This is a genomic window from Intestinimonas massiliensis (ex Afouda et al. 2020) (genome assembly GCF_001244995.1).
GTDB classification, from domain to species: Bacteria; Bacillota; Clostridia; order Oscillospirales; family Oscillospiraceae; genus Intestinimonas; species Intestinimonas massiliensis.
Map to the genome: position 1 here is coordinate 136,773 of NZ_LN869528.1, position 22,102 is coordinate 158,874.

General features: G+C 51.1%; 36 protein-coding genes. 14 read left to right on the top strand and 22 right to left on the bottom strand.

Annotation, left to right across the window (positions count from 1 at the left end; genetic code table 11):
• Positions 1 to 120: 120 nt before the first annotated feature.
• On the bottom strand, positions 121 to 750 hold the full coding sequence (locus BN2154_RS00810; RefSeq protein ID WP_050616985.1) for a master DNA invertase Mpi family serine-type recombinase: 630 nt from the start codon (positions 748 to 750) through the stop codon (positions 121 to 123).
• A gap of 44 nt (positions 751 to 794) precedes the next feature.
• Between BN2154_RS00810 and BN2154_RS00815 the strand changes: the two genes are divergently transcribed.
• From BN2154_RS00815 to BN2154_RS00830, 4 genes are all read left to right on the top strand, one after another.
• Entirely contained in the window at positions 795 to 1,478 is a 684-nt protein-coding gene (locus BN2154_RS00815) for a DUF4376 domain-containing protein (protein WP_050616986.1), read from the top strand.
• Positions 1,471 to 1,926 (top strand): putative ABC transporter permease, encoded by a 456-nt coding sequence (locus BN2154_RS00820; RefSeq protein ID WP_050616987.1) that lies wholly within the window; start codon positions 1,471 to 1,473, stop codon positions 1,924 to 1,926. Before BN2154_RS00815 ends, BN2154_RS00820 begins: the two co-directional genes overlap by 8 nt.
• Complete coding sequence (locus BN2154_RS00825; RefSeq protein ID WP_050616988.1) at positions 1,923 to 2,288, top strand: hypothetical protein; 366 nt, start codon at positions 1,923 to 1,925, stop codon at positions 2,286 to 2,288. The genes BN2154_RS00820 and BN2154_RS00825 overlap by 4 nt, the downstream gene beginning before the upstream one ends.
• 128 nt (positions 2,289 to 2,416) lie before the next feature.
• Positions 2,417 to 3,097: a tyrosine-type recombinase/integrase gene (locus BN2154_RS00830; protein ID WP_050616989.1), complete on the top strand. Its 681-nt coding sequence runs from the start codon at positions 2,417 to 2,419 to the stop codon at positions 3,095 to 3,097.
• 144 nt (positions 3,098 to 3,241) lie between these two features.
• Here BN2154_RS00830 and BN2154_RS00835 read toward each other — a convergent pair whose 3' ends face one another.
• From BN2154_RS00835 to BN2154_RS00860, 8 genes are all read right to left on the bottom strand, one after another.
• Positions 3,242 to 3,994, bottom strand: a complete 753-nt coding sequence (locus BN2154_RS00835; RefSeq protein ID WP_050616990.1) for a DUF6414 family protein — start codon at positions 3,992 to 3,994, stop codon at positions 3,242 to 3,244.
• Between the two features lie 24 nt (positions 3,995 to 4,018).
• Entirely contained in the window at positions 4,019 to 5,038 is a 1,020-nt protein-coding gene (locus tag BN2154_RS00840; RefSeq protein WP_050616991.1) for a helix-turn-helix transcriptional regulator, read from the bottom strand.
• Positions 5,039 to 5,147: 109 nt separating this feature from the next.
• A complete protein-coding gene (locus tag BN2154_RS15000) occupies positions 5,148 to 5,789 on the bottom strand; it encodes an MT-A70 family methyltransferase (RefSeq protein ID WP_094762288.1) in 642 nt (213 codons plus the stop codon).
• Positions 5,761 to 6,486 (bottom strand): BglII/BstYI family type II restriction endonuclease, encoded by a 726-nt coding sequence (locus BN2154_RS00845; protein ID WP_050616992.1) that lies wholly within the window; start codon positions 6,484 to 6,486, stop codon positions 5,761 to 5,763. The genes BN2154_RS15000 and BN2154_RS00845 overlap by 29 nt, the downstream gene beginning before the upstream one ends.
• Positions 6,487 to 6,552: 66 nt before the next feature.
• The gene (locus BN2154_RS15595; RefSeq protein WP_154666607.1) at positions 6,553 to 6,699 is read right to left on the bottom strand and encodes a hypothetical protein; all 147 of its coding nucleotides are present in this window, start codon (positions 6,697 to 6,699) and stop codon (positions 6,553 to 6,555) included.
• 29 nt (positions 6,700 to 6,728) lie between these two features.
• Positions 6,729 to 7,292, bottom strand: coding sequence for a tyrosine-type recombinase/integrase (locus BN2154_RS00850; RefSeq protein WP_242853657.1), 564 nt, complete (start codon positions 7,290 to 7,292; stop codon positions 6,729 to 6,731).
• 161 nt (positions 7,293 to 7,453) lie between these two features.
• Complete coding sequence (locus tag BN2154_RS00855; protein ID WP_050616993.1) at positions 7,454 to 8,101, bottom strand: SprT-like domain-containing protein; 648 nt, start codon at positions 8,099 to 8,101, stop codon at positions 7,454 to 7,456.
• A 127-nt stretch (positions 8,102 to 8,228) separates the two neighbouring features.
• Positions 8,229 to 8,507, bottom strand: coding sequence for a hypothetical protein (locus BN2154_RS00860; protein WP_007493636.1), 279 nt, complete (start codon positions 8,505 to 8,507; stop codon positions 8,229 to 8,231).
• Between the two features lie 209 nt (positions 8,508 to 8,716).
• Here BN2154_RS00860 and BN2154_RS00865 point away from each other — a divergent pair, with 209 nt between their 5' ends.
• On the top strand, positions 8,717 to 8,938 hold the full coding sequence (locus tag BN2154_RS00865; protein WP_050616994.1) for a helix-turn-helix domain-containing protein: 222 nt from the start codon (positions 8,717 to 8,719) through the stop codon (positions 8,936 to 8,938).
• A gap of 176 nt (positions 8,939 to 9,114) precedes the next feature.
• Complete coding sequence (locus BN2154_RS16405; RefSeq protein WP_278319993.1) at positions 9,115 to 9,246, top strand: hypothetical protein; 132 nt, start codon at positions 9,115 to 9,117, stop codon at positions 9,244 to 9,246.
• 100 nt (positions 9,247 to 9,346) lie between these two features.
• Here BN2154_RS16405 and BN2154_RS15600 read toward each other — a convergent pair whose 3' ends face one another.
• The 4 genes from BN2154_RS15600 to BN2154_RS00880 all read right to left on the bottom strand — a co-directional run bounded on the left by BN2154_RS15600 (position 9,347) and on the right by BN2154_RS00880 (position 12,415).
• Positions 9,347 to 9,490, bottom strand: coding sequence for a hypothetical protein (locus tag BN2154_RS15600; RefSeq protein ID WP_154666608.1), 144 nt, complete (start codon positions 9,488 to 9,490; stop codon positions 9,347 to 9,349).
• A 320-nt stretch (positions 9,491 to 9,810) separates the two neighbouring features.
• Positions 9,811 to 10,254 carry a hypothetical protein gene (locus BN2154_RS00870; RefSeq protein ID WP_050616995.1) on the bottom strand — a complete coding sequence of 148 codons (444 nt, stop codon included), beginning with the start codon at positions 10,252 to 10,254 and terminating at the stop codon, positions 9,811 to 9,813.
• Positions 10,255 to 10,266: 12 nt separating this feature from the next.
• Entirely contained in the window at positions 10,267 to 11,418 is a 1,152-nt protein-coding gene (locus BN2154_RS00875; RefSeq protein ID WP_050616996.1) for a hypothetical protein, read from the bottom strand.
• A gap of 787 nt (positions 11,419 to 12,205) precedes the next feature.
• On the bottom strand, positions 12,206 to 12,415 hold the full coding sequence (locus BN2154_RS00880; RefSeq protein ID WP_050616997.1) for a helix-turn-helix domain-containing protein: 210 nt from the start codon (positions 12,413 to 12,415) through the stop codon (positions 12,206 to 12,208).
• A 102-nt stretch (positions 12,416 to 12,517) separates the two neighbouring features.
• Between BN2154_RS00880 and BN2154_RS15605 the strand changes: the two genes are divergently transcribed.
• Both BN2154_RS15605 and BN2154_RS00885 read left to right on the top strand, forming a co-directional pair.
• Positions 12,518 to 12,721, top strand: coding sequence for a hypothetical protein (locus tag BN2154_RS15605; RefSeq protein ID WP_154666610.1), 204 nt, complete (start codon positions 12,518 to 12,520; stop codon positions 12,719 to 12,721).
• A 165-nt stretch (positions 12,722 to 12,886) separates the two neighbouring features.
• Positions 12,887 to 13,660: a hypothetical protein gene (locus BN2154_RS00885; RefSeq protein ID WP_050616998.1), complete on the top strand. Its 774-nt coding sequence runs from the start codon at positions 12,887 to 12,889 to the stop codon at positions 13,658 to 13,660.
• A 60-nt stretch (positions 13,661 to 13,720) separates the two neighbouring features.
• Here BN2154_RS00885 and BN2154_RS00890 read toward each other — a convergent pair whose 3' ends face one another.
• The 7 genes from BN2154_RS00890 to BN2154_RS00915 all read right to left on the bottom strand — a co-directional run bounded on the left by BN2154_RS00890 (position 13,721) and on the right by BN2154_RS00915 (position 17,874).
• Complete coding sequence (locus BN2154_RS00890) at positions 13,721 to 14,161, bottom strand: hypothetical protein (protein WP_050616999.1); 441 nt, start codon at positions 14,159 to 14,161, stop codon at positions 13,721 to 13,723.
• 35 nt (positions 14,162 to 14,196) lie between these two features.
• Positions 14,197 to 14,406, bottom strand: coding sequence for a hypothetical protein (locus BN2154_RS00895; protein WP_050617000.1), 210 nt, complete (start codon positions 14,404 to 14,406; stop codon positions 14,197 to 14,199).
• 49 nt (positions 14,407 to 14,455) lie between these two features.
• Complete coding sequence (locus BN2154_RS00900) at positions 14,456 to 14,890, bottom strand: hypothetical protein (RefSeq protein ID WP_050617001.1); 435 nt, start codon at positions 14,888 to 14,890, stop codon at positions 14,456 to 14,458.
• Between the two features lie 22 nt (positions 14,891 to 14,912).
• Complete coding sequence (locus tag BN2154_RS15960; protein ID WP_195892281.1) at positions 14,913 to 15,173, bottom strand: hypothetical protein; 261 nt, start codon at positions 15,171 to 15,173, stop codon at positions 14,913 to 14,915.
• Positions 15,174 to 15,352: 179 nt separating this feature from the next.
• The gene (locus BN2154_RS00905; protein WP_050617002.1) at positions 15,353 to 15,508 is read right to left on the bottom strand and encodes a rubredoxin; all 156 of its coding nucleotides are present in this window, start codon (positions 15,506 to 15,508) and stop codon (positions 15,353 to 15,355) included.
• Positions 15,509 to 15,529: 21 nt separating this feature from the next.
• On the bottom strand, positions 15,530 to 16,072 hold the full coding sequence (locus BN2154_RS00910) for an NADH peroxidase (protein ID WP_050617003.1): 543 nt from the start codon (positions 16,070 to 16,072) through the stop codon (positions 15,530 to 15,532).
• Positions 16,073 to 16,356: 284 nt separating this feature from the next.
• Positions 16,357 to 17,874 carry an AAA family ATPase gene (locus tag BN2154_RS00915; protein WP_094762289.1) on the bottom strand — a complete coding sequence of 506 codons (1,518 nt, stop codon included), beginning with the start codon at positions 17,872 to 17,874 and terminating at the stop codon, positions 16,357 to 16,359.
• Positions 17,875 to 18,126: 252 nt separating this feature from the next.
• On the opposite strand from BN2154_RS00915, the gene BN2154_RS00920 reads away from it, so the two are divergent.
• The 6 genes from BN2154_RS00920 (at position 18,127) to BN2154_RS00935 (ending at position 21,507) form a co-directional block, all read left to right on the top strand.
• Entirely contained in the window at positions 18,127 to 19,110 is a 984-nt protein-coding gene (locus BN2154_RS00920; protein WP_050617004.1) for an Ig-like domain-containing protein, read from the top strand.
• A gap of 125 nt (positions 19,111 to 19,235) precedes the next feature.
• Entirely contained in the window at positions 19,236 to 19,805 is a 570-nt protein-coding gene (locus BN2154_RS00925; protein ID WP_050617005.1) for an inorganic diphosphatase, read from the top strand.
• A 353-nt stretch (positions 19,806 to 20,158) separates the two neighbouring features.
• The gene (locus BN2154_RS16525) at positions 20,159 to 20,356 is read left to right on the top strand and encodes a heavy-metal-associated domain-containing protein (protein WP_368013982.1); all 198 of its coding nucleotides are present in this window, start codon (positions 20,159 to 20,161) and stop codon (positions 20,354 to 20,356) included.
• Between the two features lie 294 nt (positions 20,357 to 20,650).
• The gene (locus BN2154_RS00930; RefSeq protein ID WP_050617006.1) at positions 20,651 to 20,914 is read left to right on the top strand and encodes a hypothetical protein; all 264 of its coding nucleotides are present in this window, start codon (positions 20,651 to 20,653) and stop codon (positions 20,912 to 20,914) included.
• A complete protein-coding gene (locus tag BN2154_RS15610; protein WP_154666611.1) occupies positions 20,907 to 21,275 on the top strand; it encodes a hypothetical protein in 369 nt (122 codons plus the stop codon). Before BN2154_RS00930 ends, BN2154_RS15610 begins: the two co-directional genes overlap by 8 nt.
• Complete coding sequence (locus BN2154_RS00935) at positions 21,256 to 21,507, top strand: DUF2283 domain-containing protein (RefSeq protein ID WP_050617007.1); 252 nt, start codon at positions 21,256 to 21,258, stop codon at positions 21,505 to 21,507. Before BN2154_RS15610 ends, BN2154_RS00935 begins: the two co-directional genes overlap by 20 nt.
• 39 nt (positions 21,508 to 21,546) lie before the next feature.
• On the opposite strand, the gene BN2154_RS00940 is transcribed toward BN2154_RS00935, so the two are convergent.
• Positions 21,547 to 21,846, bottom strand: a complete 300-nt coding sequence (locus tag BN2154_RS00940; RefSeq protein ID WP_050617008.1) for a hypothetical protein — start codon at positions 21,844 to 21,846, stop codon at positions 21,547 to 21,549.
• A 3-nt stretch (positions 21,847 to 21,849) separates the two neighbouring features.
• Entirely contained in the window at positions 21,850 to 22,101 is a 252-nt protein-coding gene (locus BN2154_RS00945; protein ID WP_050617009.1) for a phage holin, read from the bottom strand.
• Position 22,102: the final 1 nt, after the last annotated feature.

Genomic DNA, 22,102 nt, shown 5'->3' on the forward strand with positions numbered 1-22,102 from the left:
AGCTTAGGCACAAAAGGGAACCTTATCCTGGCGACCGCGATGCGGTCGTAAGCGATGGACGCGGACAAGCAAAATGAGAAAACGTGCAGGAAACCCCATCGTAAACCGCCACACAATTAGCTATATCGCTAAGCTGCTGCAATTTACAGGCCGTTTTATCCCACGTGCATCGCAAAACCGGACCAATGTGGAGCGGTCTACCTTCAGGGCGCGGGCAATGGCAGCATAGGTATTCCCGCAGTCCAGCAGGCACCGGATCACATCCTCTTTGTCCGAGAGCTTGGTATGCTTCCCCAGAGCGCCCTTTGGGCGGCCCAGATGGACGCCCTCAGCCTTCTTCCGGGCCAGGGCCTCCTTGGTCCGCTGGGAGATCAGATTGCGCTCGATCTCGGCGGACAAGCCAAATGCAAAGGCCAGCACTTTGCTCTGGATGTCATCGCCCAGCCGGAAGTTATCCTTGATGGTCCACACCCGGCACTCTTTCTCCATGCACAGTGCGAGGATCTCCATCACCATGTAGAGACTGCGGCCCAGCCGGGAGAGCTCCGAGCAGATGATGGCGTCCCCGGCTTTGATGTTCCGCAGCAGCTCCCCCAGCTTCCGTTTATCATAGTTGCGTGTCCCGGAGATCGTCTCCTCGATCCAGCCATCAATCGTCAGCCCATTCGAGTCGCAGAAACGGGAGATCTCAAACCTCTGGTTCTCGACCGTCTGCTTGTCGCTGCTCACGCGGATATACCCATAGATCATTGATTTCGGCTCCCTTCAAAGTTAGATACAGGAGGTATCCTACCATGAAGATCATCAGAATGACAGCCAATCCGAGCGGTGCGTGGCCCCCCATCCAGGAGGGCGCGTTCGATGCGATTCCGGAGGGGCACGCGCTGGTCCCAGATAGTCTGGACCTCGCAGCCTTTTATGCCGCCGTGGGCTTTGTCGTCCCAACCTTTAGCGAGGTGGGGGAAACCGACGAGATGCCGGCCCATATGGCAATGACCGGCTACACGGTGGCCCAGGAGGCCCTGGACGCATGGATCGCCAGCCACCCGGAACCGGACCCGCTGGAGACCGCAAAGTCCGCCAAACTATCCGGGCTATCCGCCGCCTGCAACTCCGCCATCGTGGCCGGGTGCGACGTGACCCTCCCAAGCGGCACATCCGGGCATATCGCCCTGACGGACGAGGATCAGATCAACCTCACCACCGCCGTGGGCGCGGTCCAGAAGGGGGCCGCAGGATACCCCTACCACCTGGACGGGCAGTTGTGCGCCATCTATCCGGCAGCGGATATCATCGCCATGGGAGAGGCGGCCACGGCCCACAAGCTCTACCACACGACCTATGCCAACCATCTGTTCGCCTGGGTCCGTCGCTGCGACACATTGGAGGATGTGGCTGCCATTACATATGGCTCCGCACTGCCGGATGATCTGGCCGCCAACATGACGGCCATCCTGGAGGCTGCATCCAATGCGTAAGGCGGTTTTGAGCCTCTTGCTGTGGACCTGGACCGGGACCACTTACTTCTTTGCGGAGGTGGTCTTTAAGACGCTGTGCGGCCGGCCGGAGACCATCTCCTGGACCATGCTGGCTCTGGCGATCCTGCTGGCCATCCCATTAGAGCGCTTCGGCGCGGAGCTGCCGTGGGACTGCCCCCTGTGGCTTCAGGCGCTCATCTGCGGTACGGCTATCGTCGCGGCCGAGCTGGCCGCTGGACTTGTGCTCAATATATGGCTTGGCATGGCAATCTGGGATTACTCCGCCCTGCCCGGCAACCTCTGGGGACAGATCTGCCCGCAGTTCTGGGCCCTCTGGTGCCTGCTGTCCCTGCCCATGATCGTTATCCTTGACTGGCTCCGCTACGCAGTGGAGGGTGGGGAGACACCCCGCTACACAATGCGATTTTATAGGAGGATTACACCATGAAAAAGATCAACTGGAACGAACTGACCCCCGTATGCTACAGCATCGCAAAGCACGAGGACAAGGACATCGGCGTCGCAGCCGATATGCTTGCCGCCAACATTCGCGCCGGCAACGGTGTCCATGCCGGCTCCTATGCCCTGGGGCCCAAGTACACTCCTGACTACAGGGCCCTCAAGGCCCTCTGGGACGATTGCACCGACGAGGAACGCCAGGGTCTCAGCCACGACTTCAACGACTGGCTCCAGGCCATGCGGGATCACTACAAGGAGCTCTGCGAGATCTGGACCGACGAGCACAAGAGCCTCAATCTCCGGTGCCGCCTGATGGTCGAGCTGGTGACTCCCGACGACACCATCAAATAAGCGAAGAACTCCCCTCCGACATCCGGGGGGGAGTTCTAGAATTACTTCAAATATTTGCCCTCATTTTTCTCATTTTTCTTGTCCCTGTTTCTCAAAAATCTTGTCGCGCTACAGATACCAAAATCCACATGCCCAAACTGAAAACGGACGATGATCTGGATATTGTGGCGTTCAGCAAGGAAGAGCTTGCCGTGTTGGATGATTACTTCCACGGAACCAATGCGGAAACGGCGTACTTGCTGGGGCGGTATTGCGGGCTGCGTATCAACGAGTGCTACGGCCTAAAATGGTCAAATGTCGATGTAGTCAACGGAACGATCTTGATTGATCGGCAAATGCAATACCAGAACAGTCTTATCAAGTTGGTGCCGTTGAAAACCCGCAACGCCAAGCGCACCATCTACATGTGCAATAAATTGAAAGTGTATTTTCAAGAGCTGGCCGAGCGGCGGAAACAGGATATGCTCCAATACGCCGCCCTGAGAGAACAGAACCAGCGTATCATAGAGGACTTGGGCGGCAAGAAGATCTCTTCCACGGAGCTTGTGAACTGTCTGCCCGACGGAAAAATCCAGACGGTAAACTCCATGAAATACCCTTCACGGGAACTCAAAAGCAAGTATCATATCATGTTCAAATACCACTACTTGCGGCATACTTACGGAACCATGATGGCGGAAATGAATACCCCCACCCACCTTCTCTGCAATCAGATGGGCCATGGAAATATCCAGGTTACACAGCGATATTATATTGCCATTTCCAGAACAGGCATTGATATTCTGCGAGACAATCTAAATCGGCTATAATCAACAACTTTTGAAAAGAACAGAGGCAGAAGTAACAACTTCTGCCTCTGTTTGATTAAGTTAAAAGTTATTTTATCATCTTTGAGTTATTCAGTTCCTTGATTAGAGCATATCGGTTTATAATTTGCACTCGATAAGAAGTAATTACTGATATATAGCTAAAACTTCTATATTTCGGTACTCCTCATCCAAAAAAAGCTCCTTTAAACCATCTGGACGGTCATTAGTTATAGATCGTCTAATTGCCCTATTTAGAGAGATGAAGTCCTTGAGAGGGTCAAAAATAGCTTTCTGCTTACTTACATCATTGCTCGAAATCATTCTTGCTAAAATAGTTACCTCTGAACTCTCAAATTCTTCTAACTGAGGATATTCAACCTTCAAAAATTTAGAATCCATTTTGGCACACAGAACATGGTCTGAACATTCACAAATAATAGGTATTTTTGGATTTTTAGTTTCAAAAAACAACTTAAACGCCGCTTGTTCATCAGTTCCCATATCTCTAACAATCGAAGTTTCAATATATGGTTTGAACTGTGAAATAGTTTGTGTCATATCAAATGCTTCTGGCACTCTAATAACGCTTTCAAATTTGATGATATATCCACGACCTAAGGTGCTTAAATCATAGTCCTCTTTGGTAAAATCAAAATAATCGTCTCTACCAATTAGCAGTTTTTCAAATTCATCACAATCAAAAAGGGCGCTTTCTTCGATAGTGGCTTCGTATGACCTTGAAGTTTTAATATCTCCGCCAGCAATCGGTAATTTAATATTTGCATCTTTACCACTCGAAACATCAATTTTCCCAATTTTTATATTCTTTTCTCCTTTTACTATTGCTCGATATTCGCTGATTTTCGGGGCATCAAAATACAACATATTTCCAAACATTTTTATTCCTTCCTTTCTTACTTCTTAATAAATTTGTACCAAGTCTAACAGGTAATCTTTAAATTTTTCTACTATATCTGGTGGAGAAATAACCTTTGCTCTTTTGCCAAACCCGCACACCCATGCGAAAAACTGGTCACTGATTTCCACATCGGTGGTTACAACAAAATGCTTTTCATCGTCCCGCCTATAAAATACATCAGGGCTTGTTCCAAACCGCTCGACTGCCGTATCAAGCAAGGGGTTGATAAATCGAATACTGACGCGCTTCCGCTCCCCGCTGAACATAGAGAACACGCGGCGGGTGTAAGTCTCCATATCTATCTTGGAGAACGCCTCTGCGCCTTCCCGTGGCTCCGAAAGGATCTTAACCTCCTTCATGCGGTCAATTCGATATGTCCGCATATCCTGGGCCTTATCATCAAATGCCAGCAGATAATAATTTCCATCGTTTATCAACAGCTTGTAGGGGCTGACTTTATAGATGGCACCTTTGCGGCGCTCAACTTGTGTTATCCCATCTTGAAGTGCATATTTCAAATATTTGAAGCTGATTTTCTGCGGGGTGTGGGGCTTGCCGTCTTGCTTGGTTGACATAGCCTGATTGATCTTCGTAATAATCGCCATGGTTCCCCTTTGCGTCGTTTTCACACGGTCACACAGAAACACTTCCCGTTGAAGCTGCTCCGCCTGATAGGTGCTGCAAAACTCGCCCAGTGTGTCCACCAAATCTTTCGCTTGCCGGGCGGATATGAACTTGGCCGCATGGACACACTCAGCTAGCAGCCGCAAATCGTCAAACTCAAACTGACGGGACAGCAGCCGGTATTTGCCGCCCTGCCCGCCTTCTATATCCATCCCAAACACATCCCGCAGGGCGGCAATATCCCGGTAGATGGCGCGGCGCTCTGCCTCAATCCCGTACTCGTCTTTTAGATAGTCCACCACATCCCCGGCGGTAACGGGGTGGTTCTCGTCGGAGTTCTCCAAAAAGTATTTGGCAACATAGAGCGTTTTCACTTTTTGGTTTTCTGACTTTGCCATGTGTGCCGCCTCGCTTTCCTGGTCTTATGTTCAGTGTATCACAAAATCAGGAAAATTGTATTATAAAAGTTAAGGCCAAAGGGTGGTTTGCCCCCTTTGGCCTTAACTTTTATAAATTCAAATCTTTTTGAGTGTGGTTTTTATAGGTGTTCCAAGTTGGCTCATAATCAGCAGTAGCTTGATTGCCCCACATAGCCCAACCTTCTCTATCTCCTCGTGCAAATAGTTCGATAAAGGGGCCGGGGGAACAACTCTCAATTATTGGGATAATTTCATCCGGTTTTCTTGAATGCTCCCGTTTCTGTGCTCGAATGATATTAACTTGTGACCGGGCAGGTGCTAAAGTCCTGTTGTCCTCGCCCCTTACACCAAAAAGGAGAATTTCAGTTACATTACGAAAGTAAAAACCAACACCGCGCCCATCCGGCCCGCCGTCTTTCCTCACCTTTTCCCAAATAATATTACCCTTATATGTAAATCCCCATGCCTCCATTACCGATAATCCGTCGGGCAAAAGTGCATTGGGAACCCATAAGTAAAGATGACTTTTATCAGCAGAAATTTGAGAAACAGGAAGCGCCATAATATCCTCTAAAGTCATAGTTTCATAACGATTGAGGCGCTTGTGTTCAGGGGCAACTTTTCCGGTTCTATTCTGAAATCGCCACGGTGGGTCTGCGTAAATGGTAGAAAACTTTTGCTTGCCGCAAAAATGCAGCAAATTATCTGCTGTTGTCTGGACTGTGCTCATCTATATATCCTTCCTGCCAATCTGTAATACACTTCTTCTTTATTCCAACCGCCAAAATGGGGCAGCCTCCGTTGCGCCGGGAATCCAAACGATAAGTTAGCTTACCCATCCATGTTGTACTTGCTCCATACTTTCTCATGATAGGTTTCCATTCGCCGGACCGCTTATCATAATCATAAACGGACTTAAATACATCGTTTAGCTCCAGCGCCCTGGTAATAATGATACCCGCGCTGACAATATCACAGTCATAGTATGTACGCATAGCCAGCAAATCGCGGTCGAATGTCTGATCTTTGCTATTCCATTCAAGGTCAAAAGCAACTCTATTTTTCAGAAAATCAATGTTGTGTCCATCAATATAACCAGGGAGAATCTTCTCTTCAAATGGTTCTGTTGCAAAGTGGCCTCGCTGTTCGGCTTGCCTTGGATAAAATTTGATATGGAGATCGCCAGAAATACGAATCTCACGCCATCCGTATGGATATAGCACATCATCAAATTTTTTGGGGATATTTGTTTCATTCCCGCCTGCTTCGCGCAGATCGTCCGTTGTAATGCTCAAACGGCGCAGGCATTCTTCAATTTGTCCCCATTCTTCTGGAAATGCCTGTGTAATAATCTCTAACGCATGGTTATAGTTGTAAAACTCAAACTTTTCTAAAAGATCGGGGGCCACATATTCTTCAATCCGCACAATGTACCCTCCTCAAACAATAATAATATATTATATCACCTCCTTTCCGTTTTTTCACGCTTTTTTTCAGCACGAAATACGATCCAAATACTGTTGGATTTCTTTTTCTGCGAGTCCAGAAAAAAGCGAAAATTGTTCGATAGTAATTTGCTTTCTGCGATAAAGGTCATAATATTTCCAAAATATATTCGGAATTCTTTCTTCCTTATCCATTTTTATAATCCTCCTCTCGTGTAGACAAGTCATAGTATATAAGCGTGCTGCTCAATCGCCGCCTCTATCCGCTGTGGCTCAATACCGATATACCGCTGTGTGACGGCGGCGGAGCTGTGCTGTAATAGCCGCTGCACAAGGGCTATGTCATAGCCGTTTGCCTTGTATATCTCCGTGGCGTACCACTTGCGGAAGCTGTGGGTACTGATACCCTCATAGCCCAGGTAATCGCACACGATATGGAGCTGCTTCTGTATGGCCCTCTCGGTGATGGGGAATATCAGGGCATTTCGGTCTATACCGTGGCGCAAGCAATAATTCTCTATGTATTGCTGGATAACCAACGGGACGGTGAACACGCGGCGCTTGCCGGTTTTTTGCTCGGTGATCTCCAGGCGGTATCTGTCCCCGTCCCGGACAATATCGCAGGGCCGCAGCTTCAATATGCCGCTGATCCGCAAACCTAAATTCCCTTCCAGCACAAGGGCTGTCGCTATGCGCTCATTGGGGCGGCAACCGCTGAATCCCTCCTTCATGGTCTGTATGATCTCCTTGTATTGCTCGGTGGTGAGCGCCTTGGTTTTCTTGTTCATGGTGGCCTCCATCGTCAAAAGTTTGTTTTTTCTCGCGGGAAAGTTCGTGTATGATGGGCGGCAGCGGGAAAGCCCCGGAATACCTTGATTTCGGTGTTCGTATAATTCAAATTATACGAACTTTGGGGAATGGGGTGGGGATTTCTCCCCGCCCTGCCCTGTCAACCGGCCAGCACCATCCGCTCGTTACAGTCCAGGCAAGCGATATTCACCGCTTTGGTGGCCCGAACGGAATTCCCGCAGCAGGGGCAAATATACTTTCTCGTGCTGGACGGGCGCGGCGGCGGAGTGGTTCCTGTGCCGCTGTGCGTCCCGGTGCCGGTGACCTGGAAGCCGATAAACTCGTTGCGATTTATGAGAATGTCGGTCAAGCCGTTCTCCAATACGAAGTCGAGCAGCGCCTCGCCGGGGGCCGTGTGTGACCCTCCATATTTGTCGCTGTGGGTGACGATCAGGCCGTGGGCCTCCGCCGCCGCTTTGAACTTCCGGTTGTGGTAGGTGTTTCCCCTACTGCAATCCTGCACGCCGTTCTCGTAGTTGTAATAATGTACCATTTCGTGAAGCAGGGTCGCGGCTACTTCCTCGATAGGACGGGCCAGCGTCCCGGCCCCAATATTGATTTCATGGGTGCCGCCCAGCTTGGAAACCCAGGTATCTTCCCGCAGAGAGAAGTGGCCATAGGCGCGGGGCGTGGACTGGATGGTGATGGTGGGCCTTGAAAGTGCACCTTCAAAGAATTCCGTGTTCAGCAGATCGAACACTTTGTTGAGATACCCGGCCACGCGGTTATAGCTTGTCAGTTCCTTCATGTCGTTCTCTCCTGTTCTTGATTTTGGAGAGAGGGCAAGCTATAATGTTCTTGCCCTCTCCGTTCTGGTTAGGGTGGAAGCTCTTTGTCCGCTTGCTTTGGTCGGCGTGTCGGACAAGGGGCTTTTCTTATGCGCTGATGGAAAAGCGGCGGCTGGCGCTCTGCTTGGTGTACTCCTTATACAGTTCGCCGTGGGCCTTTTTGAAGGCCGTGGTATCAAACCGATTGGAGAGAACCGAAGTCCAGCGGACGATATACTTTCCAGCGGTCATTTCCTCGGTGTCGCGCTCCATCATTTCGGCCTTGATGCTGTCCCGGATGGCCTCGGCCTCCGCCTTGGCTTCCTCAATAACGGCCTCCCACTCGTTCAGCGCTTCGATTTTGGCTACCAGTTCGTTCTTGCTCATGTCCATTCTCCTTTGTTTTTATTTGGGGTGTTCCCCTTAACTGTCTTTATTATAGACTAATTTTCGTGCATAATCAATAGGCAAAGCACACGAATTATCGACCATAATCTTGTCGATTTTATGCACTTGACTTCGTGCATATTCTGTGCTAAAATAAGGACAATGGAAGAGAATTGCAAATTTTGACGCGCCCCGGGGAGGTTAAGCCCATGCCATTGCATTTCAAAATTGACATACTGGAAGCCCTCAAAAAAAAGGGGTACACCACATACACATTGCGGAAAGAAAACATTCTAAGTCAATCAACCATTCAAAAGCTCCGTGAAGGGAAGGGGCTGGCGTGGGACAATATCGAGCGGCTCTGTGCCCTCTTGGACTGTCAGCCCGGCGACTTGCTGGAATACGTCAAAGATGCCCCAGGTGATAGGTAATTTATGGGAATTGTAAAAGACTACTAATGCGGATAACGATAGTCTGAAAATCCAGCGCAGCGCGAAAAACGGGAAGCGCGTCGTGACGTTCGCCACGACGCGCCAGCTTGAAAAGTAAGGAAAAGTTGTTGTCAGAGGGTGTTATTCAAGCGGTGATAGAATAGGAGTGTGCCGCCATGTTTGGAGATACCGACCTGCCCCTTGCCCTTATCATGGAAGAGATTTTAGGCTGGGTGAAGAAGCCAGGCGAAAAGGATGAAGAAGAGAAGAAAAACACCCAACTTTCATCAACTTCCAAAAAGTCTTGAACACAAAAAGAGAAGTCGGAGAGAAGATTTTACATCTTCCTCCGACTTTTTGATTTAACGACACATCTTTAGTTAAGTGCGCGTCAGATCAGCGCGGCTCTCATTTGAAATAAAGGCGGATGGTCTTGTCTATCTTTTCTTTCACGGCCTTGTCAAGCTCCTGTTCGGCTTTGACCTGTATCTCCGTGGCGCTGCTGTCTATCACGCTTTGGGCCAGGGCGTTCACCGGATCGCGGCGCTGCATGAGATAATCATAGAACCTTTGGCGGCGGCTCTGTTCGTCCTGCCAGTTCTCTTTTGCCTTCTTGTAATTTTCAAAAGCGGTTGGAGCGGAACCGCTTTGTGCAGCAAGGACGCTTTCGATCCAGTTGGTACGGTTGGCCTTGTCTTGGCGCTCAAAATCCTACAAAATTTGAAGTAATTCTTTGAACATTGTGGTGTTCCTCCTTCATAGATTTTTTTGAAAATGCACTTTCAAGTGCGGAAGCGGAAACCCGGCGTACCCCGTGGGGACTATATCTTTCTCTTTTAATCCCCTCGGGGCGTGCCGGATTTCCGCTGGAATTACACTGAAAGCACCAAATAGTAACCACGCTTTATCCATTTTAGGACACCTCTATCAACCAGCCTCTTCCTCGCTTTATCATCGGTGTACCCCATCCCTACAAGCTGTTTCGTTGTAAGGGTATCGCCTATCTTTACTTCCCCACACGCAGCGGAAAAACGCTCCTGTACTCTTTTCTTGCCCTTCTCCTTGTTCCTGGCGGCGTTGGTTTCCTGGTTGTATTTTGCCATCTCGCCTGGGGCCTTCAAGTTCCGGTTGTCCACAAATTCAACATCGGTATTGTAGTCAATCACAAATTTGTAATCGGCAGCGGGTATTGCCCCGGACAGAGGGAATGGAGCGGAACCGCCTACAAAATATTCTTTTACCCACTCTGTTATTGCTTTGTAATCCTCTTGTGTAAGGGTGAGATATCTACCGTAACGGTCAAACTGATAATACATAGAGGGCCGAACCTATTTCCACATTTTTAAATAGCTGCAACGGCAGGCTCGGCACCGATCTAAAATTTCAATCAGCTTTACTTGCCAGCGCTCCCAGGTCATTGAGCTTCCCTCAAAAACCGCTCTGTCCTCCTGGTAATCAACCGTGTAGCACCATGTATGCTGTGCGGCACTGTCCAGCTTCATCCCCACACCAAAGGTCACCAGCTTGGCTAAACCATTGGGCCAACGCAAGCGGGACAGTAAATCATCGGCGGTTTTGTTGTCCTCTTCGCGCTGGCAGAGATGGATTAAGTCAAAGCTGTCCTGTTCGCTCACTTCTTCCAGCTCATATTTCCACGCCAAAATTTCATACATCAGTTTGGTGCGCTGTCCGCCTGTCAGCCGCAGCACATCATCCGCAGCTTGCTCCAGGAATTTCACGCGCTTTTTGACTTTGTTGTATTGGTCGGGGAAGGCCAGCTTGAAGAACGCTTCCCGCTTGGAGCGGTTGCCATTCCAGACAATCCAATGCCCGGTTCTCTGCGTACCATCCTCTTCTGTTGTCACATTCTCCCAGGCAATCGGAAGGTCACGGAAGGTCGGTTCAGCGGTGGTGGTTTCTTCCAGCGCGGTAATCCGCTCTTCTTCTGCAACCAAATACCTTGCTTTGGCTTCATTTTCTTCTTCAATCTGCTTTTTGGTGGGCTTAGTCAGGTCATATTCTTCTATTATCCAATCTTCTGGTGACTGATAATGAGGAAACATGGGGTATTCGATAGCGGCTGCCTCATTCCATGCTTGAATAAACCAATAAAACCGAAAGCCCTCTTCCATAAAATACGGCAAGTATCGACTGTCAATAGAATACTCTTTAATAACAGCTTTATAGTATTCTTCCAAATCATCATCTGACCATCCATCGACCCGTGGCGGAACCATTCCGCGCGCAAATTTAAGGACATATTTTACATATAGTTTCGTATGACAGGCCCACGAAAGCCTGTTTTCCGGTATTTGAGCAGAATTTGACAAATAGCTATTTTGAAAAAACTCGTATGTTTCAACCGCATCTATGATTTCTTGTGGATTATCTACATAATTTACCCATTTGGGATTTAAGTTATATTTCTCTGTGTATCGCTGGAGCTTTTTCAAAAGCTCTTCGTTATCCCCCGTTGGCAACAGGTTCTATTTGTCCATCTTGTGTGCTTCCTCCTTTTATAGATTTAAGCAAACAGTAGGAAGCGTGTTGCCAGCACTTGGCGGTGCTGCCCGGAAGCATAGAACGGAAGTGCTCTACAAGATGGAAGGCCGCTGCGCCTTCATCCTACTGCTTGTTTAAGTCTACAAGTGAAGCCATACATCAAAAGCTTTTTCCTTTTTCTGTAATTATTATAACATAAAAGAATTTTTATGGCAAAGAAACGGCATAACGCTCTCATTTGCCTTATTCCGCAACAAAGTTGTTGTTTCTCTTTTGAAAGTTGGTGCGTTTCTTTTTGAAGTTGCTGCTACTTATCAAAAGTTCTTTCGGAGTTGTCGGTTTTGGTCAGAAGTTGAGCGTTTGCGGGTGAAGATTGCTTTTTGAAAGTGTAGTTTCAACTTGGAGCGGAACCATGATCGCGAGCGGGCGAAGGAATTACCCTCGCAAGAAGGTAATCGAGAAGGTGTGGGATACCCACATACGGAGCGGGTGAAGGCTGCGGCCACACCAGGGCGGGGGATGGTTTCGGGATAGCACACTTGTAATTTGCGGCGGCGGCTTTTCTTGGCGTTTTTCCCGACCGCTGAAAAAAGACGGAGAACACGGACGATTGCGGCGGACACGGGAATTAGCAGCTCACAAATCAAATTGTCTTGAAATACTATGCAGCCGGGATATTGTATTGACCACAGGGGGTCATTAAGATTATTGAGTAGGATTATCTTTCTCAATATAACAAAAAGGACGGGTTCCCCCGTCCTGTGATCAATTTTCATCGTCTTTGATATATTTCATAATGTCGCCCACTTCGCAGTCCAGAATACGGCAAAACATCTCGATGGTATGGGTGCTGACGCTTTCATTTCGCTTCAATCTTGTGATCTGCGCCGGACTGACATTGTATTTCTTTATAAGGGCGTATTGGGAAATGCCTTTTTCCTTCATTACATTCCATAAGTTGTCGTAAGAGATCATAACATTCAAGCCTCACTCTCTACTTGAATGTTAACCGAAAACGATGTATAATCAGATTAACCAATATCGGTTAATATATTCAAATGGGAGGAAAAAGAGAACATGAAAAAACTACTGGCACTCATGCTATCAGCGGCCCTGTCTCTTTCGCTGGTGGCCTGCGGAGGTGAGAGCGTAGACAAAGAATCTACAGCGGTATCAACAGAAAGCTCTTATGAGGATATTGCGTCCTGTGCTGAATATGCTGTCGAGCAATTGAAAAGCGTTCTCAAGAATCCGAGCAGTTTAATTGTGAATAATCTATAAGCAGTTGAAGCAGATGATTATTATATCTTTGACATTGACTATTCCGCCGAAAATGGATTCGGTGGAACGAATCGGGACGACTTATTTATCGCAGTAAATAGCATTGAAAACGGTTTTGCTGTTACTACATACGGCACAGGATCATTTTCGGAAGCTGAAAATCAGATGTATTCATCCCAGGATTTCGAAAAATTCAATAAGGTTTCCGGATATTATATACTTGATCCGGAAACCTATCAGGTAATGGGAATAGATGAAAGCGGTATCGATTCAACCATCGATCAAAGGGTCGAACTTGTAGGAAAGATGAGGGGCGAAAAAGATGAAAGCACCGGTTACGGCGGAGCATGGGATTTTGAAGTAAATGGCAGTTCAATCTTACAGGTGGTTTATTTCACCGAGGGAACTGATTTGAGCTGGTATAAGCAATTCACGGGGCATCCTTACGAGATTACGGTTTCAGCCGTCAAAGACGAGAATGGTAATTATAGGGAAGCGGAAATCGTGGAGGACACAATCCGCGATGCAACGATTGAAGAGAGATTACAGCGGTTTAATTATTATGACAGGACAATCCTCCAGGACACCATTTCAGATTCCGGGTTAGAGGTTATGAGCGGCGATGCCATTGAAGCTCTGCTGACGGATGCGACGTTTTCCATGCGGAATAATTACGGCGGAGACGGGGACGGAACCCACACCATTACATTTCATGGGAACGGCACGGTGGACGCCAGCTATACATACGAAGGAGCGGAATACTCCATGTATGAGGCGTGGCGAATGGAAGGCGATAGTGTTGTCTGCACCCATAGCTACACCAATAACGGGGAACAGAAAACGACAGACTATTACTTTACTCCCTATCAGTATGATGAAACGAGATATTTGCTGCTTGCCCAGAACGGCGATTATTCTATGATACTTACTCTACAATAAAATGCTGAGAGGACGGTACACCAGCAGTACCGTCCTCTCTCATTTTATATTCCATTGTTATCAAGCGCTCTCCTGCTCCTTCTTCTCTTCCTGTTTCTTCTGGAAGGCAACGAGATCAACCACCTTGGAGGCATTGGGACTAAAATCGGGCTTCTCCTTGTACTTGGGGAACTGGGTCTCAAACCAATCCCGTACGAACTTGTAGGGGCTGGGCTGCTGCTTGGAGCACTCCTTGACCACCTCAAACTGGGCCAGCAACTCGACGGAGTTCTTAAACACGCTCATGTACTTCTCCATGTTGGCGTAGGTCAGGTTCTTGGTGTGGCGGGCCTTCTTGGGGGCGCGGCGGGTCTTGCGGATGATGGTCAGGCCGGGGAAGTCGGCGCGAATCTGCTGCAACAGCTTGTATTCCTGGGAAGTGGGGTTGCTGGCGGCGTCCTCAAACGCCTTGGTCATGGTCAGAGTGTTGTTCACAAAGTCTACTTTGTAAGTGTTCTTCATGGTAATTTCCTCCTAAAAATCAATTCTGGTTTGTCTTAAAAGTCGATATAGAGGTCAGGGATATTGCCTTCGTAGAGCGGCGGGTTGGGACATGCGCCTTTCTGCTCGTTGTATTCGGCGGTGAACTCGGCTTCCAGCGCTTCGTCGGTCAGCGCCGTCAGGCGCTCTTCCTCTTTGTCGCGCTCGTCGTAGGTCTTGCAGAAGGACAGCAGGTAATAGGTCATGTAGTCACGGGTGAATTCCATCGTATCAAGCTCCTTTTCTGATTTTTGAGAAGTGTACTTCAAAGATTGCTTACTGATTAGCAGCAAGCGGGAAACCAACGGTTACTTTCTCGGCGGCGGTTTCCGCCTCGCCGTTGTCAGCAAAGAACGCCTTGTACTTGTCGTACTTGGGGAACTTAGCAAGGAACCAAGCCAGCACCGCACGATAGGGATTCTGCTGGATGGCAGCGATTGCCTTCTGGTCGTTGAACTCCTTGATAAGTTCCTGGCCGTTGGTCTGCATGGTCAAGAATCGCTCCATGTTATCGTAGGTCAGATTCTTGTAGGTGCGCTTGTCGCTCTTCCGCTTGATGGTCTTGGTTACCATCTGGGCGCTGGGGAAGTCCTGGCGGTAGGCTCTCCACTCTCTGTATTCGGGAGTACCGAAGATACGGGCCTGCTTCTCGAAAGCCTTGGTGACCTGGGCGTGGGTGTCGTCGATGTAGATGATAGCGTTCTTTTTCATGGTGATATTCTCCTTATTTCATTTATTTTTGTTTTGAGAGGTTTTGTTTTTCTCTTGTTCTCTGTCCCTCTTTGTGCTTTAAGTATAGCATGAGCAAAGAGAAAACCTGTACTTTAACAATGACATGTGATATAATCAAACTATGAAAAAAGCAGCCCAAAAGGGCTGCTGAACTAAAGAGAAAACCGTCAATTTTCATTCCGTTTGGCTTTATCCGATGAAAAGTCACTGCTTTTCTTTCTAATTGGGCCAAAACTTCATAAAAGTTGATGGCTTTTCTCAAAAAGATGGTATTAAGCGGTGAAAACTGCTTGATATAGGTGCAATTCTGGTGAGTTGCACATGTGAAAGTCAAAAAAGTGTGAAGAGAGGAAAAGTTGCACACCAAGTTGCACGCTTCGGCGATTAAGGTAGCAAAAAAGAAGGGAACCAGTCACCTGGCTCCCTCCTGATATTCAGGAATTACTCCTTCTCAAAGACATCCTTGCCCAGACCGCAGACCGGGCACTCCCAATCCTCAGGGACCTCTTCCCAAGGGGTGCCGGGGGCGATGCCGTTGTCCGGATCTCCAACCTCGGGGTCATAGACATAGCCGCAGGGGCAGACATATTTACTCATGGTTTCGCCGTTTCCTTTCTCTTAGCCGAAGTAGCGCTTCAGCAGACCCTCGAACGCCTTGCCGTGGCGGGCCTCGTCGCGGGCCATCTCGTGCACGGTGTCATGGATGGCGTCCAGATTCAGCTCCTTGGCCTTCTTGGCCAGGTCAAACTTGCCGGCGGTAGCGCCGTTCTCGGCATCGACGCGCAGCTCCAGGTTTTTCTTGGTGGAGTCGGTGACCACCTCGCCCAGCAGCTCGGCAAACTTGGCGGCGTGCTCGGCCTCCTCATAGGCGGCCTTCTCCCAGTACAGGCCGATCTCGGGGTAGCCCTCACGGTGAGCCACTCGGGCCATGGCCAGGTACATGCCGACCTCGGAGCACTCACCCTCAAAGTTCATACGCAGGCCGTCGATGATCTCCTGGGGAGCGCCCTTGGCCACGCCGACCACATGCTCGGCAGCCCAGGTCTTCTCACCGACCTGCTCCTTGAACTTCTCGGCGGGAGCCTTGCAGATGGGGCAGAACTCGGGGGGCATGTCGCCTTCGTGGACGTAACCGCAAACGGTGCAGACAAACTTTTTCATAATGTAGTACCTCCATTGAATTATTTTTAATAATGATAATTATTACTGTTTAAGCTGCCATTAATATAGCACAGCTTCTGGCGTTTGTAAAGGGGTTTTTTTAATTTTTCTAAAATTTTTTCCAGGAGACCCCAAAGGGCTCCGCGCTAGCGGTTGCCCTTCCACTTCTTGGTACAGCCCACCAGATAACCAATGGAGACATCAGAATGTCGTGCCAGGGCCAAAAGATTTTGATCGTTTGGCATGGACCGGTCTGTTTCCAAACTCCGATCATTCCTAAGGGCTCACGGACGCGGTTCGGAAGGGTCTGGAGATCGGGCTCCGGCTTGGTCTGGAGCTGGGTGCTGAGGACCCGGTGTATGAGTTTCCTCCGGCTCCTCCTCCCTCAGGTCTCCCACCGTCAGCTCCATGAGCTGCTCCTTGGTGGGGGCCTCCAGCGCCGCCACCCGGTCGGACTGCCGGGCCACCGCCCGCTCAAATACGTTGCGCACGTCCCGGGCGTTGCCGAAGTTCTCGTCCCGCTCCTCGTAGAGCGCTGCAAAATACTCTTCGGCATATTTCTCGGTCTCATTCCCGATCGTATACCCGTTTTTACCGCACATGGACCGAAAAATCTCCATGAGCTGGTCTCCGGTGTAGTCCTCAAAATAGAAATACTTGTTGAACCGGGACTCCAGGCCGGGGTTGGAGTGGATGAACCGCCCCATAAGCTCGGTGTAGCCCGCCACGATGACGATCAGGTCCTTCCGGTGGTCCTCCATGTTTTTCAGCAGGACCTCGATGGCCTCCTTGCCGAAGTCGTTGGCGTTGTCCTGGTTGGCCAGGGCATAGGCCTCGTCGATGAAGAGCACGCCGCCCAGGGCCTTTTGGACCACCTCGCTGGTCTTGATGGCGGTCTGCCCCACAAATCCGGCCACCAGGCCGGAGCGGTCCACCTCCACCAACTGTCCCTTGGACAGCACGCCGATGGCGTGGTAGATCCTGGCCAGCAGCCGGGCCACGGTGGTCTTTCCGGTACCCGGGTTGCCCATGAACACCAGGTGGAGGGACATGGGAGGCACCGGCAGCTCCTGCTCCTCCCGCAGGCGGCGCACCTTCACCAGGTTGATCAGGCTGCGCACGTCCTTTTTTACCCTGTCCAGCCCGCACAGGCCGTCCAGCTCGGCCAGCAACTCCTCCAGGGATTCGGCGGGCTCCGGCTCCGGTTCGGAGGAGGACGCGGCCTCCTCCTTCCCCGCCGGGGCGGGGGCGGCGGCCTGGCCGGGCTTGTCCTCCCCCCTCCGTGTGACGAAGTCCCCGGCATCCAGCTTGGGCTTGTCCGAAGCCAGCCCGTCTGCGTCGCACAGGGCGGTGAGGGCGTCGGCGCAGGCGTTGACGAAGCCCGCCTCCCGGTCGCTGACTGCCCCGTCGGCGGCGGCGAACAGAAGCAGCATCAGCGTCAGCAGATCCACGAACCGCCGGGCGGTCTTTTGGCGGTACGCCTTGTCATACTCCCGCATCCGCTGGAAAAACACCGGGGGCCGGAAGCCGGGATACTCGGCCACGGCGGTGCACAGCTCCCAGTACAGGGCGGTGGGGACCGGATTTCCCTTGCAGTAGATGCCGTTGTAATACTCCACATGCTGGGGCGAGACGTTCCCCCCGTCGGCCTGCCACACGCCCAGAGCGCACTGGCGCATGAATTCATCCACGTCCTGGTTGAACTTCTGCCGCATCGCGGGATTGGCGATGTGCTGCCGGAACGCGGACACCCCTTCGTCATACTGCCTGTGCATTGCCGCAGCGGTCATTGCCCCCTTCACCGGCCCCACTCCTTTTGATGCAATTATGCGGCAAGTGGCCGCACAAATAAACCGCTTGGCGGTTTATTCCGTAGACATTATTATAGGGCAATCCCATCCTTCGGTCAAGAAACAAACCGGGTGACATAAAACTGTTAACATTTCGTTATTTTTCTTCCGCACCAGTTGACGATTCCCGTCAGAGCATGTAGTATTATAAGGAATAGACTTGGGTCTCACGGACCCGATCATCATGACTGAGGGGGAATCCGAATGGCAACCAGGCGCTCCACCGGCACCCGGCCGGAGGTCGTCCGCTGTCCCTACTGCGGCGAGGATTATTCTGTCACCTACAAGCGCTGTCCCTTCTGTGACGGCAAGCCGGCACCCGAGAGCAGCTTCGAGGACGACCCGCCCGCCGAAGGCCGGCGCTCCGGCGGCAAGCGCCTGGTCTCCAACACCAGGGGAGGCGGCTACGGCGGAGGAGGCTGGGGGCCTCTGCGTATCGTGGGCACGGTGGTGTCCCTGGGGCTTATCGTGGCGGCTGTCTGGATTGTCGTCTCGGTGGTCAGCCCCCTCGTCAACCGGGGCAGCAGCCTGAACTCCGACCAGCCCTCCAGCCCGCCCGTCACCTCCAGTTCCGCGGCTCCCACCGGCTCCCCCGACTCCAGCGCCAGCCCCGCCCCCACCGGCGGCGTGGAGCCTACCCGCTCGCCGGAGCCCTCCGGGACCATCCCCGCCAGCCAGACGGCCACCTCCTTTACCCTGAACCGGAAAGACTTCACCCTGTCCCAGGCGGGAGATGTCTGGAACCTGGGGCCCGCCTTCCTGCCCGCCGGGTCCACCGGCACCCTCACCTGGAGCAGCAGCAAGCCCGAGGTGGCCACCGTCTCCGACAGCGGCATCGTCACCGCCGTGGCCCCCGGCGTGGCCACCATCACCGCCACCATGGCGGGCGGGTATACCCAGGAGTGCATCGTCCGCTGCACCTGGACCGGTGCTTCCTCCGGCGGTTCCGGCTCCGCGGCGGCGACGCTCACCCCCAGCCACAGCGACGTGACCCTCTACAAAGCCGGGGAAAGCTTCCGCTTCCGCGTCTCCGGCACCGACAGCACGCCGGTGTGGAGTACCTCCAATTCCGGGGTGGCCTCGGTGGACGGCAGCGGCACCGTCACCGCCGTGAGCAAGGGCACCTGCAACGTCACCGCCACCGTGGACGGGCAGACCTTTACCTGCATCGTCCGGTGTAATTTCTGACGCTTCTGTCTCAGGACGGGCCTTCGGGCCCGTCCTTTTTTGTTGCCGTTGTAATTTGGCCCGCAAACGGCTATAATGGTTGTGATCATCCATAGATTTGTATTTATCTGGAAGGAGACCACAGCATGTCCAATATCTGGCATGACATCAATCCCGCCCGCATCCAGCCCGAGGATTTCGTGGCGGTCATCGAGATTCCAAAGGGGAGCAAGAAGAAGTACGAGTTGGATAAGGAGACCGGCCTCATCATCCTGGACCGGGTCCTCCACACCTCCACCCATTACCCCGCCAACTACGGCTTCATCCCCCGGACCTACGGCGACGACGGCGACCCGCTGGACGTGCTGGTGCTGTGCTCGGAGGCCATGGACCCCCTGACCCTGGTGCGGGTCTACCCCATCGGCTACATCTCCATGCTGGACAGCGGCAAAAACGACGAGAAGATCATCGCCATCCCCTTTGCCGACCCCACCTACAACACCTACCAGGACATCTGGGAGCTGCCCGGCCATATTTTTGACGAGATGGCCCATTTCTTCTCGGTCTACAAGGCTCTGGAGGGCAAGGAGGCGGTGGCCGGCGATGTCAGCGACCGGGCGGCGGCTATCCGGGTCATCCAGCGGGCCATGGACCACTACAGCGACACCTTTCTGGGGGCCTCCGTCCCCCGGCAGGAGCGCAGCTCCACCCGCTGACGCTATCCCCCTTATTTTGCCCTTTACGGTCCTTTAAGGAAACCACAACGGCCCTTTCCGAAAAAGTCTCCTGTTTCCAATGGTTTCAACCGTTTCTTGTATCACGCTTGTAACTAGTGCGCAACGAGTGCCCGGATATGTGGCAAATTGCTGAACCACAAAAATTGTTCCCGCCGCTCCTTTGAACGGCGGGGGCTTTTTCAATCTTTCCCGAATAGAACTGCTCCCCAACTGTAGCGGTCATGCGCTAGAACCTGCGTAACATTGGCAGATATCACAAACGCAAAGCACACATAAAACCGCTCCGGATCAGGCATTCTAATCTAGAGGTGATTAAGTTGGCACACGAAAGCGTGTATTTTAATGTCAGCAAAGACGTTGGGCTCCATGATACTTCGTTGCTTAAAAGAGCTTTGGATTCCCTACCGGGCGTTAACTCCGTCAGCATTGATAAGGGTAGCGGCAGGATAGCAGTGGACTATGACGATACTGGAGTTACCAGAAATGAAATTCAGGAGAAAATTGAAATATTAGGATATCCTATTAAGTAGCGGATCCCCGCTCCTTCCATCGAGGGGCGGGGAATTGTTTTGGAATTGGCAAGCGGAAAAACCCCTCCCGGACGTGGAGCGGGTGGACGCTGGTGAGCTACGGAGGGTAAAAAGGCCCCCCGCAAGAAGGTTTAAGTAGTAAAACCGGAAATAGTTGCACGTTTTTATGGAACATATATTCTGTTTCATCAAGATATGTACCCACCCTAGATCGGCAATACAACCTATAGTACTTGAAAAATTCACATTTCATATGTATAATTCAGGTTACAGAAAGAGAATGGGGGAATACTTATGGATAAGCCTCAGTACGCTAACGCATTTACTGCCACATTTAACCCTCAAATCGGAGAAGTTGTTCTCAATTTTAATCAGGACTATCCGTCGATTGGCCCTCTGCCAGAGAGCGACGAGCCTGGAATTGTGCACGTAAAAACCGAAATTAAACGTGAGCACGTATGTGGAGTGGTGCTTCCGGCCGGGGTTGCCAGGCAGCTCATTGATGTATTGAAGCAGAACCTTGTGGCATTACCAACGAGTGCTGAAAACGATGGGTAATATTATCGAGGTCAAGGACCCAAATGGAGTAAAAATATATTGCTCTCAAAGTACTTGGGAGCAGCATATAATATCACCGACTGGGCACCCGGAAATGGCCGATAATATTGATGCAATCGTCCAAACGATTGCGAGCCCTGACTGCATATACGAAAGCCACGACAGCGACCCTCCGCTCGATGATCGCTCTGTGTACTGCAAGATAGTTCAGAGCGCAACATATTATAATAATGCAAAGTACACCAAGGTCGTCGCGTCGATCTGTGGCGGAACCGGTGAAGTTATAACCGCATATCCGTCCCGGAATGAAACCGGAGGAACGAAGGGGGAGGCGAAGTATCGTGCAAAAGATTGCGATTGATTACGACAAGCGCTTCGACACCCTATATGTAGCTTTGGGCGACAAGACCAATTCATATGGCGATGACAGCATGAACGACATCATTGTCATGAGGGACATGAACACAGAGGCGATTACAGGCTTCACTATCCTAAGTTTTCTCAAGAAATATAGGGCAAATGCACTGCCTCAACTCCCGCCCTCACTTGGATTTTCACTAGAAAAGGACATACTTCCTAAAATAAAGCAATAAAAACCGCCCCCACCACCGCGAAGGTGATGGGGGCTTATTTTACCCCATAATCTGTGCCGCGAGATAACCGACAGCGCCGGAGATCAGCAGCCAAATCAACTTATCCACGATACCGTCCCAGCGCTTGGCGGGCTTCTCTGTAAGGGCCTTTACGTCGGACTTGATCTCCTTCACATCCGTCTCAACCGTCTCCTGCCGGGTTGCCAGCACCTCCACGGAGGACACCAGCTTATCAAGATTGTCCTGCCGTATTTCCACCTTGTCGAGCCGGTGTGAGTTGGATTTGCCGCGCTGCTCGATTTCGACCAGCTTGACAGACAGTTCCTCCGTGGTAGCCATACGTTAATCCTCCCTGGCCTTAATCTCGTTCTTCAGGGCGTCTCCCGCCAGGGCGGCCCGGGTGAAGCTGTTGTTTTTCCACCACGCCCATACGGCAGCAATGACCGTCCAGGCCGTGGTGATGATGGTCTCCACCTGCTCATCCTCGATGGGCAGCGGGGAAACCCCCGCCATGCTCAGGCACTGATTAATCAAGGCCAGGAGCAGAATGATGGTCCGGGCAATGGTGCCCGCGCTGATCTTGTTGGTTGTCATG